This is a genomic window from Gemmatimonadaceae bacterium (assembly GCA_036504815.1).
Taxonomy (GTDB): Bacteria; Gemmatimonadota; Gemmatimonadetes; order Gemmatimonadales; family Gemmatimonadaceae; genus PNKL01.
This window is the reverse complement of sequence record DASXUN010000003.1, coordinates 240,159-257,673: the sequence shown is the minus strand read 5'-3', so window position 1 is coordinate 257,673 and position 17,515 is coordinate 240,159. Positions and strand designations below refer to the sequence as shown.

Here is a 17,515-nt window from a genome sequence, read left to right as displayed (position 1 = left end):
CCATGGCCTCCAAGAAGACCGCCCGCCCCCACGCGCTCGCGACGCTCGTCCTGCACGCCGGCGAAGGCCCGCACGCCGCCGGCGACCCGGTGGTGCCGCCGCTCGTGCAGTCGGTGAACTACGTGCAGGAGCCGGGCAGCGACGACCTGATGTACACGCGCTACGGCAACACGCCCAACGCGGACCGCATCCAGAAGCGCATCGCGGCGCTCGAAGGGGCCGAGGCGGCCCTCGTGCTGTCGAGCGGGATGGGCGCGACGGCCTGCGGCCTGCTCGCGCTGCTGCGCCCGGGGGACCACCTGCTGGCCAGCCAGTACCTCTACGGCGGCACGCACCGGCTGCTGATGGAGGAGTTCCGCCAGATGGGGATCGACGTCACGCTCGTGGAGCCGTTCGAGCCCCGCGCCTGGCGGAAGCGCCTGCGCAAGGAGACGCGGGCCATCTTCATCGAGTCGCCGGTCAACCCCACCTGCCGCGTCCTCGACATGCGCGGCGTCTCGCTGCTCACCAAGGAGATCGGCATCGCGCTGGTGGTGGACTCGACCTTTGCGAGCCCCGTGAACTTCCGCCCCATCGAGCATGGGGCGGACGTCGTCATCCACTCGGCCACGAAGTTCCTCAATGGGCACCACGACGTGCTCGGCGGGGTGGTCTGCGGCACCGCGCCGTACATCGACGAGGTGCGCCAGAAGGAGATCATCTGGGGCCAGACGCCCGACCCGTTCGCCTGCTGGCTGCTGGAGCGCGGCCTGAAGACGCTCGACGTGCGCGTGCAGCGCCAGAACCAGTCGGCGCAGGAGATCGCGGAGTGGCTGGAGGGCCGCAGGGAAGTGCGGCGCTGCCATTATCCCGGCCTCGCCAGCCATCCCGATCATGCGGTCGCCGTGGACCAGCTCGACGGCTTCGGCGGCATGCTCTCGTTCGAGCTCGCCGGCGGCGCCCGCGCCGCCGACAAGTTCGCCAAGCGGCTCAAGCTCATTCGGTATGCGGCCAGCCTGGGCGGCGTGGACACGCTGGTCAGCGAACCGCGCTTCTCGTCGCATGCGCGCCTGTCGTCCGACGAGCGCGCCCGGATCGGCATCCCGGACGGCTTCATCCGCCTGAGCGTGGGCCTGGAGAGCGTGACGGACATCATCGCCGACCTCGAGCAGGCGCTTCGCTAGCCCATGATTCGATTCTCCCACGTGCACAAGACGTTCGCGCGCACCGGCGCGGCGCTGCAGGACGTCTCCTTCCAGGTGAACAAGGGCGAGTTCGTGTTCATCACGGGGCCCAGCGGCGCCGGGAAGAGCACGATCCTCAAGCTCTGTTTCTTCGAGGAGCAGCCCTCGCAAGGTGAGGTGAAGGTCTACGGCACGAGTTCGTCGGCCTTTCGCCCCGCCGACATTCCCAGGCTGCGCCGGCGCCTCGGCGTCGTCTTCCAGGACTTCCGCCTGCTCGAGGACCGCAACGTGGAGGCGAATGTCGCCTTCGCGCTCGAGGTCACCGGCACGCCGTCGTCGCAGATCGGGCCGCGCGTCTCGCGCCTGCTCGCGCAGGTGGGCCTCGCGGCCAAGGCGACGGCCCTCCCGCAGGAACTCTCGGGCGGCGAGCAGCAGCGCGTCGCCATCGCGCGCGCCCTCGCCAACGACCCGGTCGCGCTCATCGCCGACGAACCGACCGGCAACCTCGACGAGCGCGCCACGCGCGGCATCTTCCAGCTCTTCCGGGACATCAATGCGAGCGGCACCGCGGTGATGATGGCGACGCACGACCTGGACCTGGTGCGGCGCGCCGGATGCCGCACCATCGAGGTCAACCGCGGTCAGGTGGTGTTCGATTCGGCGTCGGACGGCGGCTTCCGTCCCTCGGAGGCCGTCGAGTCCATGGAGGACGCCGAGTGAGACTCGCCCTCCGCGAAGCCCTGCTCGCCTTCCGCCGCGCGCCGATGCTCAGCGCCCTGTCGGTGACGACCATCGCCTTCTCGCTCTTCGCCTTCGGGCTGTTCGGACTCGTCGCGCTGAATATCCGCAATGCGCTGCAGACGGTCGAGGATCGCGTGGAGATCCGCGCGTTCATCGCCGACGGCACCGGCAGTGAAGCGACCGCCGCCGCCGTGGGCGACATCGGGGCCTTCCCCGAGGCCGCGTCGGTGCGGCTCGTGTCGCAGGAGCAGGCGCTCGACCGTGCGCGCCGCGAACTCGGCGAGTTCAGCGATGTCTTCGAGGAAGGCATTCTCCCGGCTTCCATCGAGGTGCGCCTCAAGCCCGGATTCCGCGACCCCGCCACGGTCAAGGCGGTCGCCAAGCGCATCGAGGTGTACGACTTCATCGACGACATCCGGTTCGGCGAGGAGTGGGTGGAGAAGCTGCATCGCCTGCGCAACATCGCCACGCTCGCGGGACTCGCGCTCGGACTCACCTTTGCGGTGGTTGCGATCATCATCATCGGCTCGACGATCCGCATGGCGGTCATGGCGCGTTCCCGTGAAATCGCCGTCATGCGCCTGGTGGGCGCCACCAACGGCTTCGTGCGTGCACCGTTCCTGATCGAGGGCTTCCTCAAGGGGACCCTGGGTGGCGTGCTGGCGCTCGTGCTCGCCTGGGTCGCCCTGACGGTGATCAACCGCTTCGTCGTGCGTGCCGAGTTCTTCGAGGCGTGGATGGGCGCGGCCGGCGTGCTCGCCGGCGCCTGCATCGGGCTGGCGGGGTCGGCGCTTTCCGTGGGTCGACACCTCAAGAGGGTGTGAGACCGTGATGGCGGATGGCGGATGGCGGGTGGCGGATGCCTTGGGCCGGGCACGGCGCATCGCGCGCCGCCTGATGTCCGTGGGCTTCGTGTCCGCCATCTGCCTTCTGCCCTCCGCCATCCCTGCCCAGCAGCCCCAGACCCCCGCCGACCGCGCGCGCGCCAACCGCGAAGAGCTCGACAAGATGCGGGCCGAGCGCGAGCGGCTGGAGCAGCGCATGCGGGAGCTGCAGAGTTCCGCGCACGACATCGGGGAGGAACGCACGAACATCGAGCGGCAGGCCGACGCCACCGCGCGGCTCGTGCGATCGCTCGACTACCAGATCAACGCGCTCGAGGGCGAGGTGGACAACGCGACCGCGAGCCTCGTGATTGCCCAGGACGAGCTCGTCATCAAGCGGTCGATGCTCCGCCGCCGCGTGCGCGAGATCTACAAGCGCGGCCCGCTGTATTCGCTCGAGGCGCTGCTCTCGGCGCAGTCGTTCGGCGCGCTCGTCGCCCGGTACAAGTACCTGCACCTGGTCGCGCAGCGCGATCGCGCGCTCGTGCGACGCGTCGAGCTGCTCAACGACCAGGTCTCCGGCACGCGCACGCAGTTGGTGCGCCTGCGGGGCGAGATGGAACTCAACCGCGAGCAGAAGAGCGAGGAGGAGCGGCGCCTCCGCGAGCTCGAGAGCCAGCGCGGGCGGGCGCTCGCCCGCGTCCAGCAGTCGGCGCGGCAGACGCAGGCGCGCCTGGCGCAGGTGCAGCGCGACGAGAGGCGCCTCGCCGACCTGCTCGTGACGTTCGAGAACGAACGCCGCCGCGCGGCCGCGGCGCGCCCCAACGTCCCCTCCGCCCCGAGCATGCTGCGCACCAGCGACCTTGGCCGCCTCGACTGGCCGGTGGAAGGAACGATCCTGTATCGCTTCGGCCGCGTCGTGAATCCCAACAACACCACCACGCGCTGGAATGGCATCGGCATCGGCGCCGCGGCGGGGACGGCGGTGAAGGCGGTCGCCGGCGGGCAGGTGGTGCTGGCGGAGGCGTTCGGCACGTACGGGCAGACCGTGATCGTGAGTCACGGCGACGGCGACTTCTCGGTGTATGGCTCGCTCGCCCGCCTCGACGTGCGCAAGGGACAGTCCATCCAGAAGGGACAGAGCGTGGGCACCGTCGGCCGCACCGATCCGGACCTCGAGGCCCACCTGCACTTCGAGATGCGTCCCAAGGGGCGCGCCGTGGATCCGCTCGAATGGCTCAGGAGCCGGCGATGATCACCAAGCGATGCGCGGTGTGCAGCCGACTGCGCGCGTACGAAGAGGACGATCGCTTCTGCATCGTCTGCGGTTCGGAAGCGCTCGAGGCCAACTGCACGTGCGGACGCAGCTACGACTTCGCGCTGCACGAGGCGGGCGACTTGCTGCATTGTCCGCGGTGCGGGAAACGGCTCAGGGGGCGTGACGGGGAGTTCGAGTAAGACGATTGAGGATTGGGAATTCGGAACGGGATTCAGGATCGCGATTCCGGATTTCGACTTACGAACGGAGCGAGGCACGATGCCCCCTAGCAAACGGCGCGCAACCGCGATTTCGCGCGCAAAGAAACCGGCCGCGAAGAAACAGGCCGCGAAGAAGCCCGCGGTGAAGAAGCCCGCAACGAAGAAACCGGCGACCAAGAAGCCGGCCGCGCAGAAACCCGCTCCCATCGCGCGCGGCGTTCGCCCCAAGTCCACGCGCGCGGTCACCGTGCCGAAGCCGGGAACGGTGCCCGCCGCTGCCGGACCGTCGCCCTACGACATTCCGTACACCGGGGCACCGCTCGGCGCGCACGTGAGCACCTCCGGCGGCGCGGCTACTGCCCCACCGCGCGGTGTGGATATCGGCGCCACGGCCATCCAGCTGTTCACCAAGCAGGCCAACCAGTGGAAGGAGCGGCTGTTCGACGACGCCGAGGTTGCTGCGTTCCGAGAGGCGCGGTCCGCCACGCCAGTGGCCTTCACCAACGCCCACGACAGCTACCTCATCAACCTCGCCTCACCCAACCCGGAACTGCGCGCCAAGTCCATCGACTCGTTCGAGCACGAGATGCGCCGCAGCAACGCGCTCGGCCTCGACGCCGTTGTCTCGCATCCGGGCAACTTCATGGACGACCGCGCGAGCGGCATCGCCCGCAACGCCGACGCGATCACCGAAGTGCTGGAACGTGTCGCGGGCCCCACACGCCTCTTGATGGAGCTCACGGCCGGCCAGGGGACCGTTATCGGATCGTCGTTCGAGGAGATGGCCCTCCTGCTCAGCCGCCTCCCCGCCGCCCTGCAGCCCAGAGTCGGCGTCTGCCTCGACACTGCGCACGTCTTCGCCGCCGGGTACGACCTCGTCGGCGATTTCGATGGCGTCATCGCGCGTTTCGCCGACGTCCTCGGTCTGCCTCGCCTCGGCCTCCTCCACTTGAACGACTCCAAGGCACCGCTCGGCTCAAGGAAGGACCGGCATGAATTGATCGGCGCCGGCGCCATTGGCGACGGCCCCTTCCGGCGGATCATGACCGACCCGCGCCTCGCGTCGATCGCGAAGGTGCTCGAGACGCCCAAGGGCGACGACATGGTCAGCAACGACCGCGCGATGCTGCGGAAACTCCGCGGGTTCGCCGCCGGAACGTGAAGTCGCCGCTCCGTGGCCCACAATGGACAGCGGCGCCCGCGGGACCTTCCCGCGAGCGCCGCTCGGCTTCAGGGCATCGGACTAGACCAGCTTGCCCTGCCTGAAGCTCACGCCGATCGTCACGAGCACGAGGGCGAGTCCGCAGGCGCAGACGATGGCGGCGCCCGTCGGGAAGTCCATGGCGAAGGAGGCGTACAGTCCCACCAGGCTGGACAGCGCGGCAATCGCCCAGCCGACCAGCAGCCGCGATTTCCACGTCCTGGCCAGCATCACGCTGCACACCGCCGGCACGATGAGGTACGCGAATGTCAGCAGCACGCCCGCGACGCGCACGAAGAAAACGACGACCACCGCGAACGCCGCGTAGAACAGGAAGTCCCAGAGCCGCACGCGCAGTCCGGTCGCCGCGGCCGCCTTCGCATCCTCGGAGATCAGCGCGAAATGCCGATGGAAGGCGCCGAAGAAGCCGGCGAGCACCACGAAGATCGCCGCCCGCTGCCCCACGTCCCGGGCCGTGACGTTCAGGATGTCGCCCGTCAGCAGGTGCTCGAGTTCCTCCTTGCCGCCAGCCACCCGGCTGAGCAGGAGGATCACGCCGGCGGCCGCCACCACGAAAGTGATGCCGATGATCGCTTCCTGCGGCACGTGCTGCCGCTCGCTGTTGCGCGACCAGCTGAACAGCGCTGCCCCGGCGAAAGTGACCGCCAGTGAGATCCAGAACGAAATGCGGTCGCTGAAGCTGTACCCCAGGATCAGCGCGACGCAGGTGCCCAGCGTCGCCAGCTGGGCGAGGGCCAGGTCCACGAAGATCACCTCGCGCTTCACCACGTGCAGCCCGAGGTAGACGAGCAGCGGCGGCAGGACAAGACAGGCCGCCAGCGGCCACTTCATGACCTGCCAGGCCACGTCGAAATCGACATGCATCATTTCTTCTCCTGCAGTGCGGTGGCGAGCGTGTGCACGAGCGAATCCATCAGGTCGAAGTACGTCGCGGTATTGGGCTTGACGCCCGGTTGCTGCGGCATGTCGAGCACCACCGCATCCGTCTGACGCGCCACCGTCTCCGCCGTCTTCCGATTCTGGAACGGCTGCACGAGAATGACGCGCACCTTCTGCGCGCGCATGGTTCCAATGACTGCCGCCAGATGGATCGGAGACGGCTCGATGCCCGGCTTCGGCTCGAGTGTCTCCGCGACCTCCAGCTTGTACCGCTCGGCCAGGTAGACGAAGTCCTTGTGATACGTCACGATCTTGGCGCCGCGAAACGGCTCCAGTTCCTTCTGCCACGCGGCGGCCTTCACCTCGAGCGTTGCCAGGAAGTTCTTGAGGTTGTCACGGAAGAGCGCCGCCGACGCGGGGTCGACCTGCGCCATATGCTGAGCGATCTGCGTCACGACCAGCCGGACGTTGACCGGATCCAGGAGGAAGTGCGGATTGCCCATCGAATGGACGTCCCCCTTGGAACGGTCGAACGACGTCGGCACTTCGAGCATGCGAATTCCCGTCGACGCCGACACGCGGCCGGGGGACCCGGCGGCGATCCGGTCGTTGCGCGCGCTCTCCAGCAGCGGCGGCAGCCATCCCATCTCGAGTTCGGCGCCGCCCTCGATCAGCATGTCCGCGCGGTTGAGTGTCACCACCAGGCTCGGCTTCGCATCCACGAAATGCGGGTCTTCGGTCGGCTTGGCGAGCGCTTTCACGTCCACGGCAGCGCCGCCGATGGCCCGCGCCAGCGCCGCGAGATCCGGGGTCGTGGCCACCACATTGAGCAGCTTGGCCGGAGGGGGCGCCTCGACGCCGCCCGCCGTGGGGAGCAGCGCGGCGAAGGCGAGCACGAGGTGTGTCAGGGTAGTCATGTTGGTCCGGGTGAGGTTTAGAACTTGTGGGCCGCGTGCGCGCCGAGCAGGAATTCGAACTGCAGGAGCACGGTGTGGTCGTTGCCGACCCAGGCGCGATGATCGTAGTTGTACTGGATCCGGAACTTCGAGTACTCCGTCGGGAACCAGGTCAGGTTGGTCGAGTAGCGGTTGCGGTTTGCGCGCTCCGCCGTGGTGAACGGCGTCTCCGCGACGACGCCGTTGCCCGTGGCGTACTCCGCGCGCAGCCCAGCCACGAGCATGGGACGGATGCCCCACTGCACCTGCGCGTAGGCGCCGTCATCCTTGAGGGTCGCGGCGGGCAGCGCCACGCGGAACGCATCAACGGCGGTGCGGGACGCAGCGTCGTAGCGGCGCACGAGCCCTTCGCCCTGGAACGCGACAAAGGGGAAACCCTTGCGCGCCGTGGGCGACTTCCACTTCCAGTACACGTCGGCACCGTAGACCCGCGTCTTCGCCGCGTCACCCGAGTTGTTCGGGCCGAACGCGCCGGAGACGCCGAACAGCAGCGTCTGCGTCTCCGACAGGTCCACCGACGTGGCGAGTCGCGGGACGTACAGCATGTCGCCGACGCCACGTACGGCGCGGTCGACCGGCGCACCCGCATGGATCTGCGCCGATTCGTCCGAGCGGAAACTCCACGTCGTCGTCCCCGCGCTGTTGAGCACGGCCACCGTGGCCTCGGTGTAGAACGATGTCGGCAGGAGCCACGAGACGCGCAGTCCCTGGCTGCGCAGCCCTTCCGGCCCGAACATGCGATTGAGCGCGAGCGGCTGATCCGCAAAGGCCCACGAATGCGGGTGCTGCGGGTTCTGGCGCCCGAACTCGGCGAAGAACTGCCCGCCCTTCACCTGCAGGTTGTGCGGCAACGACGTCGTGAGGAAGTACATCTCCTCGAGCTCGACGCCCGTCTCGCCGTTGGCGTCCAGCTTGTGCACGATATTCACGAACGCCTTGAGGTAGGGATCCACCGTGCCGTCGAGGGCCAGCTCGGCATTCGGGATGGCGAAGCCGCGCACGTGCGGCTCATGGTCGCCCACTTGCAGGGCGCCAAGATCCTTCTCGGATGACCAGGCAAAATCGGTCAGGCCGACGAAGCTGACGTTCATGTACGCGCCGCTCGTGCGGGCCGGGGCGGCGGGCGGCGGCGCTGACGAGATGCTGTCGAGCTTGCCCTGCACCGCGGTCAGCGCGGCGGCCAGCGAATCGAGCATTCGCTGCTGCCGGCGCGCAGTGGAGTCTGGGCTCTGCTGGGCGCCGGCCGTGCCGGCAAGGCACAGCAGCACGCCCAATCGGAACATGGGTCGCATAAGGGAGGGACGGATGTGAACCGGATTCGTGATCCGCAGTGAACTGCGGAACGGGGGAGCGGCGCCGCCGCGGCATGACCGCGGCGAACTCAACCCTCGACCGGCGGCGCCCTCGAATGGTTGTCCGGCTTGACGCCGACGGCCGGCGCGATCGCGCGAACGTCGATGTCCACCTGTTCCATCAGCACCGGCAGCAGCGAGGCCGCACTGGCTTGTGGAGCCGTCCCCCACAGCGCGCGCGCCGCGCAGACGGCGCACGTCGCGTCATCGTGCGGCGGTAGATGGAGACTCCCCGGCGCCTCGACGTGCGAGTCGAAGCGCACCGCGCCGCGCTGCTCACCCAGCGGCAGCCACGCCACGACGGCCTGCAACGCCAGCAACGCGGTGGCGATCGCGCGGCGCCAGTTCGGCAGCGAGGGACGAGGACGAGTGGGGAGCGGGGGCATGTCAGACGGAGATTACTGGCGTCAACCTCCCCGCGCTAGGCGAGGCGCCGGTCGGCCGCGCCGGTCGGGCCTCGCCTTCCTACCCCGGACGGCCCCTGGCGATCCGTGTTGGCCTTCGCGGCTACCCGTCCTAGTTTGAGGCGTGCCTCGCCGCCACCTGACCGCCCTCATCCTGCTCGCCGCCGCGTGCACCGACGCCGCGGCCCCACGCCTCGATCCGCCGGCGTACGACCCCACGCAGTTGTCGGGCGGCGCCGTCTACCGATGGCCGACTGGTCAGTCCATTGCCGTCTACGTCGATCCGACCGCGGTGGGCGCCAGCGTGGATCTCGCCGGGGCAGCCGCGGCCGGAATGTCGGCGTGGAAGGCGGCCCTTGGAGGAAGTCAATTCAGCTTCCGCACCGCCGCATCGGTCGCCGACGCGGATGTGATCATCCACGTCAGCTCGGCGCCGCGGCTGGTGGCGCTCGCGGGGTGCAGTGAACCGCCGGCATTCGCTGGAGGCGTCACCTTCTTCTGCCCCGCCCGCGACAGCGCACTGACGCTGCCGTTGCTCGGGGGACCGGCCTCAGGGCGCGTCAAGGTTGACATCTCCATCAACCCGGCGGCGACCAACGCCATCAACACGCTGCGCGCGCTCGTGACGCACGAACTCGGGCATGCCGTGGGAATCGGCGGGCATAGCACCAACGCTCTCGACGTGATGTTTGCCCAGCCCGCGGTCACGATCCCGAGCCAACGCGACGTTGCCACCCTGCGTTGGGTAGTGCGGCAACCCGTTGGGATTCGATTGTAAGGGAATCCACCGCATTTCGGCTGGGCCGCTGACCGACCCGAGCGCTCGGCCGCTATCTTTCACGCCACTATGAAACGCGAAGAAGCTCTCGAATACCACTCCCGTGGGCGTCCCGGGAAGATCGCTGTCGTCGCCACCAAGCCGCTCGCCAATCAGCGCGACCTCGCGCTCGCCTACTCTCCCGGCGTCGCCGAGCCCTGCCTCGACATCGAGAAGAATCCCGATGACGCCTACCGCTACACCGCGAAGGGCAACCTGGTGGCGGTGATTTCCAACGGCACCGCCGTGCTCGGCCTGGGCAACATCGGGGCGCTCGCCGGCAAGCCGGTGATGGAAGGCAAGGGCAACCTCTTCAAGCAGTTCGCCGACATCGACGTCTTCGACCTCGAGATCGCCTCGGAGGACCCGGAGGAGATCATCCGGTTCTGCCAGCTGGTCGAGCCGACGCTCGGCGGCATCAATCTCGAGGACATCAAGGCTCCGGAGTGCTTCTACATCGAGGAGAAGCTGAAGGAGACCATGAAGATCCCGGTCTTTCACGACGACCAGCATGGCACCGCCATCATTTCGGGCGCCGCGCTGCTCAACGCCGTGGAGATCGTCGGCAAGAAGCTCGACCAGGTGAAGGTCGTCTTCAGCGGCGCCGGCGCCTCGGCCATTTCGGTGGCCGAGCACTACGTCCGGCTCGGCGTGGACCGGCGCAATGTGACGCTGTGCGACCGCAAGGGCGTCATCTATGCCGGCCGCGAGAAGGACATGGAGCCGCACAAGGCCAAGTTCGCGCACGAGACGAAGAACCGGACGCTGGCCGACGCGATGGTGGGCGCCGATGTCTTCGTGGGCCTGTCGGCCGCCGGCGCCTGCACGCAGGACATGGTGAAGTCGATGGGGCCGAGCCCGATCGTCTTCGCCCTCGCCAACCCGACGCCGGAGATCCTGCCCGACGAAGTGAAGGCGGTGCGCCCCGAGGCCATCTGCGCCACGGGCCGCAGCGACTATCCCAACCAGATCAACAACGTCCTCTGCTTCCCGTTCATCTTCCGCGGCGCGCTCGACGTGCGCGCGACGACGATCAACGAGGAGATGAAGATGGCCGCGACCCGCGCGCTCGCCGAGCTCGCGCGCGAGCCGGTGCCGGAGTCGGTGGCCGCCCTCTACGGGCTGACCAAGGTCCAGTACGGTCCCGACTACATCATCCCCTTCCCGTTCGATCCGCGCGTGCTGCTCTACGTGGCGCCGGCGGTGGCGTGGGCGGCAATCGGCAGCGGCGTGGCCAAGGAGTTCATCGAGGTCGAGGCGTACCGCGAGCAGCTCGAGGGCCGGCTGGGCCAGTCGCGCAGTGTGATGCGCGGCATCCAGATGCGCGCGCACCGCAATCCGAAGCGCGTCGTCTTCCCCGAGGGCGAGGATCCCAAGGTCATCCGCGCCGCGCACATCCTGCAGGAGGAGGGGATCGCGAAGCCGATCCTCCTCGGCCGCCCGGCGCAGATGCAGCAGCGCCTCAGCGAACTCGGGATCGAACTCGGCGACATCAGCGTCATCGACCCCAACACGGCGCCGGAACGCGAACTTTACGCGGAAGAGCTGTGGAACCGCCGGAAGCGCCGCGGCATGTCGCGCGACGAGGCCTACTCGGTGATGGGCCGCGGCATCTACTTCGCCAGCCAGATGGTCAACAGCGGCGATGCGGACGCGGTCGTGGCCGGGTTGAACAAGCACTATCCCGAGACGATCCGCCCGGCGCTCGAAGTCGTTGGCGCCGAGCCCAAGACGGGTCTCGTCGCCGGCCTCTACATGATGGTGATCAACAACCGCGCCATCTTCTTCGGCGACACCACGGTCAACATCGATCCGACGGCGGAGCAGCTCGCCAAGATCGCGCAGTCGGCGGCGCGCCTCGTGCGCACCTTCGGCATCGAGCCGCGTGTGGCGATGCTCTCGTTTTCCAACTTCGGGTCGGTCAAGCACCCCGAAGCGGCCAAGGTGGCCGAGGCGGTGAAGATCCTGCGCGCGGTGGAGCCCGACCTCATCGTGGACGGCGAGATGCACGCCGACACGGCCTTCGATGAGAACGTGCTCGCCATGCGGTATCCGTTCAGCCGGCTCAAGCAGGCAGCCAACGTGCTCATCTTCCCGATGCTGAGCGCGGGCAACACGTCGTACAAGCTCCTCAAGAGCCTCGGCGGAGCGACGGCGATCGGCCCCATTCTGGTGGGCATGAACCACCCCGTCCACGTGCTCGAGCAGGGCGCCGACACCCAGGACATCGTCAATATGGCCGCCGTGGCCGTCATCGACTCCCAGAATCGCTCCAGATAGTTATCTTTAGTGGTTACACCCCGACGGGCTCCCTCACGGGAGCCCGTCGCACGCCCAACCCGAGAAATCGCAATGTCCGACGCTGTCCCGACTACCCCCGTCATTGTCCGGTCCGGTCCCTCCGGGCTGGCCGGCCAGGACCTGCAGCCCGGCGGCACCGTCCATTGGAACCTCGTTGCGCCGGAACTCATCGAGGCCGCCATCCGCCGCGGCGAAGGGCGCCTCGCGGACCTCGGCCCCTTCGCCGCGGTCACCTCGCCGCACACCGGCCGGTCCCCGAATGACAAGTTCGTCGTCAGGGAACCGGGCTCCGAGCAGGATGTGGACTGGGGCAAGGTCAACCAGCCCATCTCGCTGGAGCACTTCAACACGCTCCTCGCCGACGTCAAGCAGTACCTGAACGGGCTGCCGGAACTCTTCGTGCAGGATCTGTACTGCGGCGCGGACCCGACGCACCGGCTGAGCGTGCGCTACATCCTGCCGAACGCGTGGCATGCGGCGTTCGTGCGCAACATGTTCATCCGCCCCGACCAGGACACCCTCGCGCGGTTTGCGCCGAACTTCACCGTGTACCATGCGCCGGAGTTCCAGGCCGACCCGGCGCGGCACGGCACGCGCACCGGCACGTTCATCGTGCTCAACCTGGCGGCGCGCACCATCGTCATTGGCGGCACGCGCTACGCCGGCGAGCTCAAGAAGTCGATGTTCACCGTGATGAACTACCTGCTCCCGAAGGCCGGCGTGCTCTCTATGCACTGCTCCGCCAACATCGGGGATGCGGGCGACACGGCGCTCTTCTTCGGGCTGTCGGGGACCGGCAAGACCACGCTCTCGGCCGACCCGGAGCGCGAACTCATTGGCGACGACGAGCACGGCTGGAGCGTCGACGGCACGTTCAACTTCGAGGGCGGCTGCTACGCCAAGGTCATCAACCTGTCGCCTGAAGGCGAGCCCGACATCTACCAGACGACGCAGATGTTCGGCACGATCCTCGAGAACGTCGTGCTCGAGCCGAACAGCCGGAAGGTGGAGTTCGCCAACCAGAGCATCACCGAGAATACGCGCGCGTCGTATCCGCTGCACTACATCCGCAACCATGTGCCAAGCGGACGCGGCGGACACCCCAAGAACGTGGTCTTTCTCACGGCTGACGCCTTCGGCGTGCTGCCGCCCATCGCCAAGCTGACGAAGGAACAGGCGATGTACTACTTCCTCTCGGGGTACACGGCCAAGGTGGCGGGGACCGAGCGGGGCGTGACCGAGCCGCAGGCCACGTTCAGCGCCTGCTTTGGCGCGGTCTTCCTGGTCTGGCATCCCACGAAGTACGCCGAGATGCTCGGCCACCTCCTCGACCAGCACAAGGCGCAGGTCTGGCTGCTCAATACCGGCTGGAGCGGCGGCCCCTTTGGCGTGGGCAAGCGGATGAAGCTGTCGTACACGCGCGCCATGGTCCACGCGCTGCTGTCAGGCCACCTCCACAAGATCCCCACGGCGATTGACCCCGTGTTCGGCCTGCACGTTCCTGTCGACGTGAAGGGCGTTCCGCCCGAGGTGCTGACGCCGCGCAAGACGTGGGCCGACGCGGGCGCCTACGACGCGCAGGCGAAGAAGCTGGCCGAGATGTTCCGCAAGAACTTCGAGAAGTTCGGCACCGTCGCGGCGCCGATCGCCGACGCCGGCCCGAAGGGCTAACCCGCCCCGTCCCGCGTCGCGGTTCCGCGGCATTCGCGCACTCGTTCATCCACCAGCGCCTCGTTGAACGGGGCGCCCGACGGAATGGCGAAGGCGATATGCGCCGCCTCGTGCTCCACGCTGTGCACCACCTCGTCGAGGGAGCGGCGGCCGATGTTCAGGGCGTCCACTTCGCGGGCGACGTCAATCTCGCCGGTGGACTTGGCCTGGGCCGACGCGAGGAACGGCCCCACGCGCCACATGAAGGGGTGCACCACGATGCGCTGGGCGGCGAGCGATACCGCGAGCACCTCGGCGTACGCCTGACATGATCCGCCGCGCGCCTTGAGGTCGGCCACGCGCGTCGCGACGGCACGCATCACTTCGTCATCGGCCACGCGCGGGCCGCAATCCGCGCACGGCCCGTCGCCGACGGGGCCCATCACGCGCACCGGCTCGGCTGGTGCGCGCGGGGTGGGCGCGAGCGTCGCCCGACGGCGCGCGCACGCGGCGAGCGTCAGCAGGGCGCAGGCAACGAGCGAGGCACGGAGCAGCCGCGATGCGTGCATGGAGTCGGCCCGGTGGTCAGACGTTCCGTGAATACTGCGGCGCCCCCGCCGCCGGACGCAACCGGATGACCCCCGACGCAGCGGCGCGATGCTGGCCCATGTCCGCGAGCGACCCCACCTTTATCATCTGCCGTCCGCCATCTGCCATCTGCCATCATCCGCCGCCCTAGTCCCTCGCCCGCCACTCCATGCCCTTCATCAGAGATCCCCTCTGGAACAACATCCGCATCGACGGGCCGTTCCTCCGGCTCGCCGACACGCCGGTGGTGCAGCGCCTGCGTTATGTGCGGCAGCTGGGACTGGCGCACCTCGTCTATCCCGGCGCCACGCATTCGCGGTTCGAGCACGCGCTGGGGGCGTTTCACCTGACCAACCGGACCCTGGCACGGCTCGACGAAGCCGGCATGCTCGATCACGTTGCCCCGGAGGAACCCGAGGTCGTGGCCGCCGCCGCGCTGCTGCACGACGTCGGCCATTATCCGTTCTCGCATGCGCTGGAAGAGATCGGCGCCATGCACCACGAGGCGGTGGCCGAACCGATGATCACCACCGGCGCGGTGGCCGACATCCTGCGCAGCGAGATCGCCGCCGACGCACCGGAGCGCGTCTTCGCCCTGATGCGCGGCGAGAGCGCCTCGCCGCTCCAGGGCCTCATCAGCGGCTCGCTCGACCTCGACAAGACCGACTACCTGAAGCGCGACGCCCTGATGTGCGGCGTCCCCTACGGCGAAATCGACGTGGACCGCCTCCTGCACGCGCTCGTGGTCGTGGAGGATCCGCGCCTCGGGCACGCGGCCATCGGCGTGCGCGAGAAGGCGCTCAGCGCCCTCGAGTCGCTCCTCTTCGCCAAGTACCAGATGTACCGCAACGTCTACTGGCACCACGCCGTGCGCAGCCCGACCGCGATGTACAAGCGCCTGGTGGACGACGCGCTGCGCGCGGGCGCCCTGGGCGCCGACGAACTCGTCGCGCACACCGACGAGGGGCTGCTCCACGCGCTGCGCGCGCGCACGCCGAGCGCGCTGCTCGAGGCCATTCTGTCGCGCCGCCTGTACAAGCGCGCCATGGAGTGCCCGGCCGCGGAGCTCGACGGCATCGACCTCGAGTGGATTGCCGAGAACCACGACCGCGCGCGCGCCGCCGAGGATGCCATGGCGGACGCGCTGGGCTTTGCCGCGGGTGAAGTGCTCATCGACTATCCGCAGAAGGAGCAGATGCTCGGGCTCGACCTGCCCGTGCTCACGCGCGACGGGCATGTGGAGCGGCTGACCAGCGCGGGCATGGCCGGCGCCATCAACCTCCCGGTGCTCGCCGACCAACTCTATCGCTCGGCGCGCTGGCTGCGCGTCTTCACCGTCCGCCGCGTTACGGTGCCGAAGGATGCGGTGCTGAAGATGCTCGGGGTGTAAGCAGCAGCCACGACTGCGGCACGGTCCGGTTTTCCTGCATCAGGGCCTCGGTCGTGCGCGGCATCCGCGACCGCCACGGCTCGGCTACGCCCTCCGGAAGCTGGGCGAGCACGCGCCCCTCGGTCGCGACGCGGCGCAGCTGGTGCGACGGAAGGAAGCGCGCTGCCATCGTCAGTTCGGTGGACGATGCCGGGGATCCGTGACACTCGACGAGGATGGTCGCGTTGCGCAGCGCCGACACCCGCGCCGGATCGAGCAGCGTCATCTCGCCCCCTTCGATGTCGCAGACGAGGAGCGGGCGGGTGCCCTCGGCGAGTGCCGCGATGAGGTCCGCCACATCGCAGTAGCCGCGTACCCGCACGCGATCGGCGACTCCATTCGCTGCCGCAGCGCCCGCCAGAGTGCGACGCGCCTCCGTCTCCGCCTCGAATGCGATCACCGGCACGGCGGGCAGCAGTCGCGCAAAGCCGATGGCGTAGTATCCGTATCGGGCGCCCACGTTGATGACCCTGTCAAACGATCCGCTGGCGAGTTCCTGCACGACCGGAAAGAGCTCCCGCTCGTAGCAGCCCAGCAGTTCGGGGGCGGCGGGGTAGCCCGCCAGCCGCATCCCGCGGAAGGGGCCACTCATCACCCGGTCATCGGCGAGCGCCCGCAGGCGGCCGAACAGGAAGCGTCGCCTGGGACGCAGCAGCCAGCGCACGAGGTCGCGCACCGGGCCCGGCATGCCGAGGAACGCGTTCAGGAGTGGACCGCTGGTCTCCACCGGCCGGCGGCCGGTCAGCGTCTCGAGGAACAGACGCCACAGCCCCGGAGGGCTGCCGTCAGGGGCGTTCACTCGCCCTTCGCGCGGCCGTACGCCTCGGCGAGCTTGCGCGCAATGCCGCGATAGAAGGCGGCGTCGGCACTCTTCCCCTCTCCCTCGAGCGTCAGCGCGCACGACTCGAGGGCGTACAGGATGTTGCCCAGGTAAAGTTCCGACACCGAACCGACGGTCTCGGGCTGGTCGCTCATCGCGTGCCCCGACTCACCCGTCGCTGGCGGTGTCGGCGCCCACGACCTGCACGACGATGGCCGTGATGTTGTCGAGCCCGCCGCGCCCGTTGGCCTCGGCGATCAGCGAGTCGACGATGCGCCCCGGTCCCGAGCGCGCCAGCAGGATCTGCTGCAGCCGCCGGTCGTCCACCATGCCGGTCAGGCCATCCGACGCCACGAGGAAGACGTCTCCGACCTTCGCTTCGCCCGCGTAGAGGTCCGGCTCGACCGCCTCGCTCGCCCCCACGCAGCGCGTGATGACGTTGCTGTACGGATGGTACCGCGCCTGCTCCGGCGTCAGGAGCCCCGCATCCACCTGCTCCTGCACGTAGGAGTGATCCTTGGTGAGCTGCGTGAGCGCGCCATCGCGCAGCATGTAGATGCGCGAGTCGCCGATCTGGCCGATGAGGTAGTGACCGTCCGAGAGCAGCAGCACCGAGGCCGTGGTGCCCATCCCCTGCTTGTCCGTCTCGGCCAGCATGCGGTCGTAGATCGCGCGGTTCGCGTCGCGCAGGGACTGCGCGGTCCGCTCGGCGGCGTCACGCTGCATCACGCTCTCGAGCTGCAGCAGCGCGCGGGCGACGATCTGCACCGCCATCTCGCTGGCCACCTCGCCCGCGGCGTGACCGCCCATGCCGTCGGCGACCATGAATACGCCGCGTCGCGAGTCCGCTTCGGCGAAGAATGAGTCTTCGTTGCCCGATCGGACCATAC

At 68.7% G+C, this 17,515-nt stretch carries 18 protein-coding genes; 10 read left to right on the top strand and 8 right to left on the bottom strand.

Annotated features, from left to right (window positions below; translation table 11 throughout):
- Nucleotides 1-2: 2 nt before the first annotated feature.
- From VGJ96_01555 to VGJ96_01530, 6 genes are all read left to right on the top strand, one after another.
- Complete coding sequence (locus VGJ96_01555) at nucleotides 3-1,163, top strand: aminotransferase class I/II-fold pyridoxal phosphate-dependent enzyme (GenBank protein HEY3285787.1); 1,161 nt, start codon at nucleotides 3-5, stop codon at nucleotides 1,161-1,163.
- 3 nt (nucleotides 1,164-1,166) lie between these two features.
- Nucleotides 1,167-1,883, top strand: coding sequence for a cell division ATP-binding protein FtsE (gene ftsE / locus VGJ96_01550; protein HEY3285786.1), 717 nt, complete (start codon nucleotides 1,167-1,169; stop codon nucleotides 1,881-1,883).
- Nucleotides 1,880-2,728, top strand: coding sequence for a permease-like cell division protein FtsX (locus tag VGJ96_01545; protein HEY3285785.1), 849 nt, complete (start codon nucleotides 1,880-1,882; stop codon nucleotides 2,726-2,728). The genes ftsE and VGJ96_01545 overlap by 4 nt, the downstream gene beginning before the upstream one ends.
- 7 nt (nucleotides 2,729-2,735) lie before the next feature.
- Nucleotides 2,736-3,983, top strand: coding sequence for a peptidoglycan DD-metalloendopeptidase family protein (locus tag VGJ96_01540; protein ID HEY3285784.1), 1,248 nt, complete (start codon nucleotides 2,736-2,738; stop codon nucleotides 3,981-3,983).
- A complete protein-coding gene (locus VGJ96_01535; GenBank protein HEY3285783.1) occupies nucleotides 3,980-4,186 on the top strand; it encodes a hypothetical protein in 207 nt (68 codons plus the stop codon). The genes VGJ96_01540 and VGJ96_01535 overlap by 4 nt, the downstream gene beginning before the upstream one ends.
- A gap of 79 nt (nucleotides 4,187-4,265) precedes the next feature.
- Nucleotides 4,266-5,369 (top strand): deoxyribonuclease IV, encoded by a 1,104-nt coding sequence (locus VGJ96_01530; GenBank protein ID HEY3285782.1) that lies wholly within the window; start codon nucleotides 4,266-4,268, stop codon nucleotides 5,367-5,369.
- An 81-nt stretch (nucleotides 5,370-5,450) separates the two neighbouring features.
- Here the strand turns inward: VGJ96_01530 and VGJ96_01525 are convergent, their stop codons facing one another.
- The 4 genes from VGJ96_01525 to VGJ96_01510 all read right to left on the bottom strand — a co-directional run bounded on the left by VGJ96_01525 (nucleotide 5,451) and on the right by VGJ96_01510 (nucleotide 9,002).
- Entirely contained in the window at nucleotides 5,451-6,296 is an 846-nt protein-coding gene (locus VGJ96_01525) for a metal ABC transporter permease (protein ID HEY3285781.1), read from the bottom strand.
- Entirely contained in the window at nucleotides 6,293-7,225 is a 933-nt protein-coding gene (locus tag VGJ96_01520; GenBank protein ID HEY3285780.1) for a metal ABC transporter substrate-binding protein, read from the bottom strand. The genes VGJ96_01525 and VGJ96_01520 overlap by 4 nt, the downstream gene beginning before the upstream one ends.
- A gap of 17 nt (nucleotides 7,226-7,242) precedes the next feature.
- Nucleotides 7,243-8,556: a hypothetical protein gene (locus tag VGJ96_01515; protein HEY3285779.1), complete on the bottom strand. Its 1,314-nt coding sequence runs from the start codon at nucleotides 8,554-8,556 to the stop codon at nucleotides 7,243-7,245.
- A gap of 89 nt (nucleotides 8,557-8,645) precedes the next feature.
- Nucleotides 8,646-9,002 (bottom strand): hypothetical protein, encoded by a 357-nt coding sequence (locus VGJ96_01510; GenBank protein ID HEY3285778.1) that lies wholly within the window; start codon nucleotides 9,000-9,002, stop codon nucleotides 8,646-8,648.
- 142 nt (nucleotides 9,003-9,144) lie between these two features.
- Here VGJ96_01510 and VGJ96_01505 point away from each other — a divergent pair, with 142 nt between their 5' ends.
- The 3 genes from VGJ96_01505 (at nucleotide 9,145) to pckA (ending at nucleotide 13,809) form a co-directional block, all read left to right on the top strand.
- A complete protein-coding gene (locus VGJ96_01505) occupies nucleotides 9,145-9,798 on the top strand; it encodes a hypothetical protein (GenBank protein HEY3285777.1) in 654 nt (217 codons plus the stop codon).
- A gap of 69 nt (nucleotides 9,799-9,867) precedes the next feature.
- Nucleotides 9,868-12,117, top strand: coding sequence for an NADP-dependent malic enzyme (locus VGJ96_01500; GenBank protein ID HEY3285776.1), 2,250 nt, complete (start codon nucleotides 9,868-9,870; stop codon nucleotides 12,115-12,117).
- A gap of 72 nt (nucleotides 12,118-12,189) precedes the next feature.
- Nucleotides 12,190-13,809, top strand: coding sequence for a phosphoenolpyruvate carboxykinase (ATP) (gene pckA, locus VGJ96_01495; protein HEY3285775.1), 1,620 nt, complete (start codon nucleotides 12,190-12,192; stop codon nucleotides 13,807-13,809).
- Here the strand turns inward: pckA and VGJ96_01490 are convergent.
- Nucleotides 13,806-14,357, bottom strand: coding sequence for a hypothetical protein (locus VGJ96_01490; protein ID HEY3285774.1), 552 nt, complete (start codon nucleotides 14,355-14,357; stop codon nucleotides 13,806-13,808). The two genes, pckA and VGJ96_01490, sit on opposite strands and share 4 nt — an antisense overlap.
- A gap of 188 nt (nucleotides 14,358-14,545) precedes the next feature.
- Between VGJ96_01490 and VGJ96_01485 the strand changes: the two genes are divergently transcribed.
- Nucleotides 14,546-15,766 carry an HD domain-containing protein gene (locus VGJ96_01485; GenBank protein ID HEY3285773.1) on the top strand — a complete coding sequence of 407 codons (1,221 nt, stop codon included), beginning with the start codon at nucleotides 14,546-14,548 and terminating at the stop codon, nucleotides 15,764-15,766.
- On the opposite strand, the gene VGJ96_01480 is transcribed toward VGJ96_01485, so the two are convergent.
- The 3 genes from VGJ96_01480 to VGJ96_01470 are packed head-to-tail and all read right to left on the bottom strand — an operon-like array spanning nucleotide 15,723 to nucleotide 17,513.
- Nucleotides 15,723-16,604, bottom strand: a complete 882-nt coding sequence (locus VGJ96_01480; protein ID HEY3285772.1) for a hypothetical protein — start codon at nucleotides 16,602-16,604, stop codon at nucleotides 15,723-15,725. The genes VGJ96_01485 and VGJ96_01480 overlap by 44 nt on opposite strands.
- A complete protein-coding gene (locus tag VGJ96_01475) occupies nucleotides 16,601-16,780 on the bottom strand; it encodes a hypothetical protein (GenBank protein HEY3285771.1) in 180 nt (59 codons plus the stop codon). Before VGJ96_01475 ends, VGJ96_01480 begins: the two co-directional genes overlap by 4 nt.
- A gap of 13 nt (nucleotides 16,781-16,793) precedes the next feature.
- The gene (locus VGJ96_01470; protein HEY3285770.1) at nucleotides 16,794-17,513 is read right to left on the bottom strand and encodes a Stp1/IreP family PP2C-type Ser/Thr phosphatase; all 720 of its coding nucleotides are present in this window, start codon (nucleotides 17,511-17,513) and stop codon (nucleotides 16,794-16,796) included.
- Nucleotides 17,514-17,515: the final 2 nt, after the last annotated feature.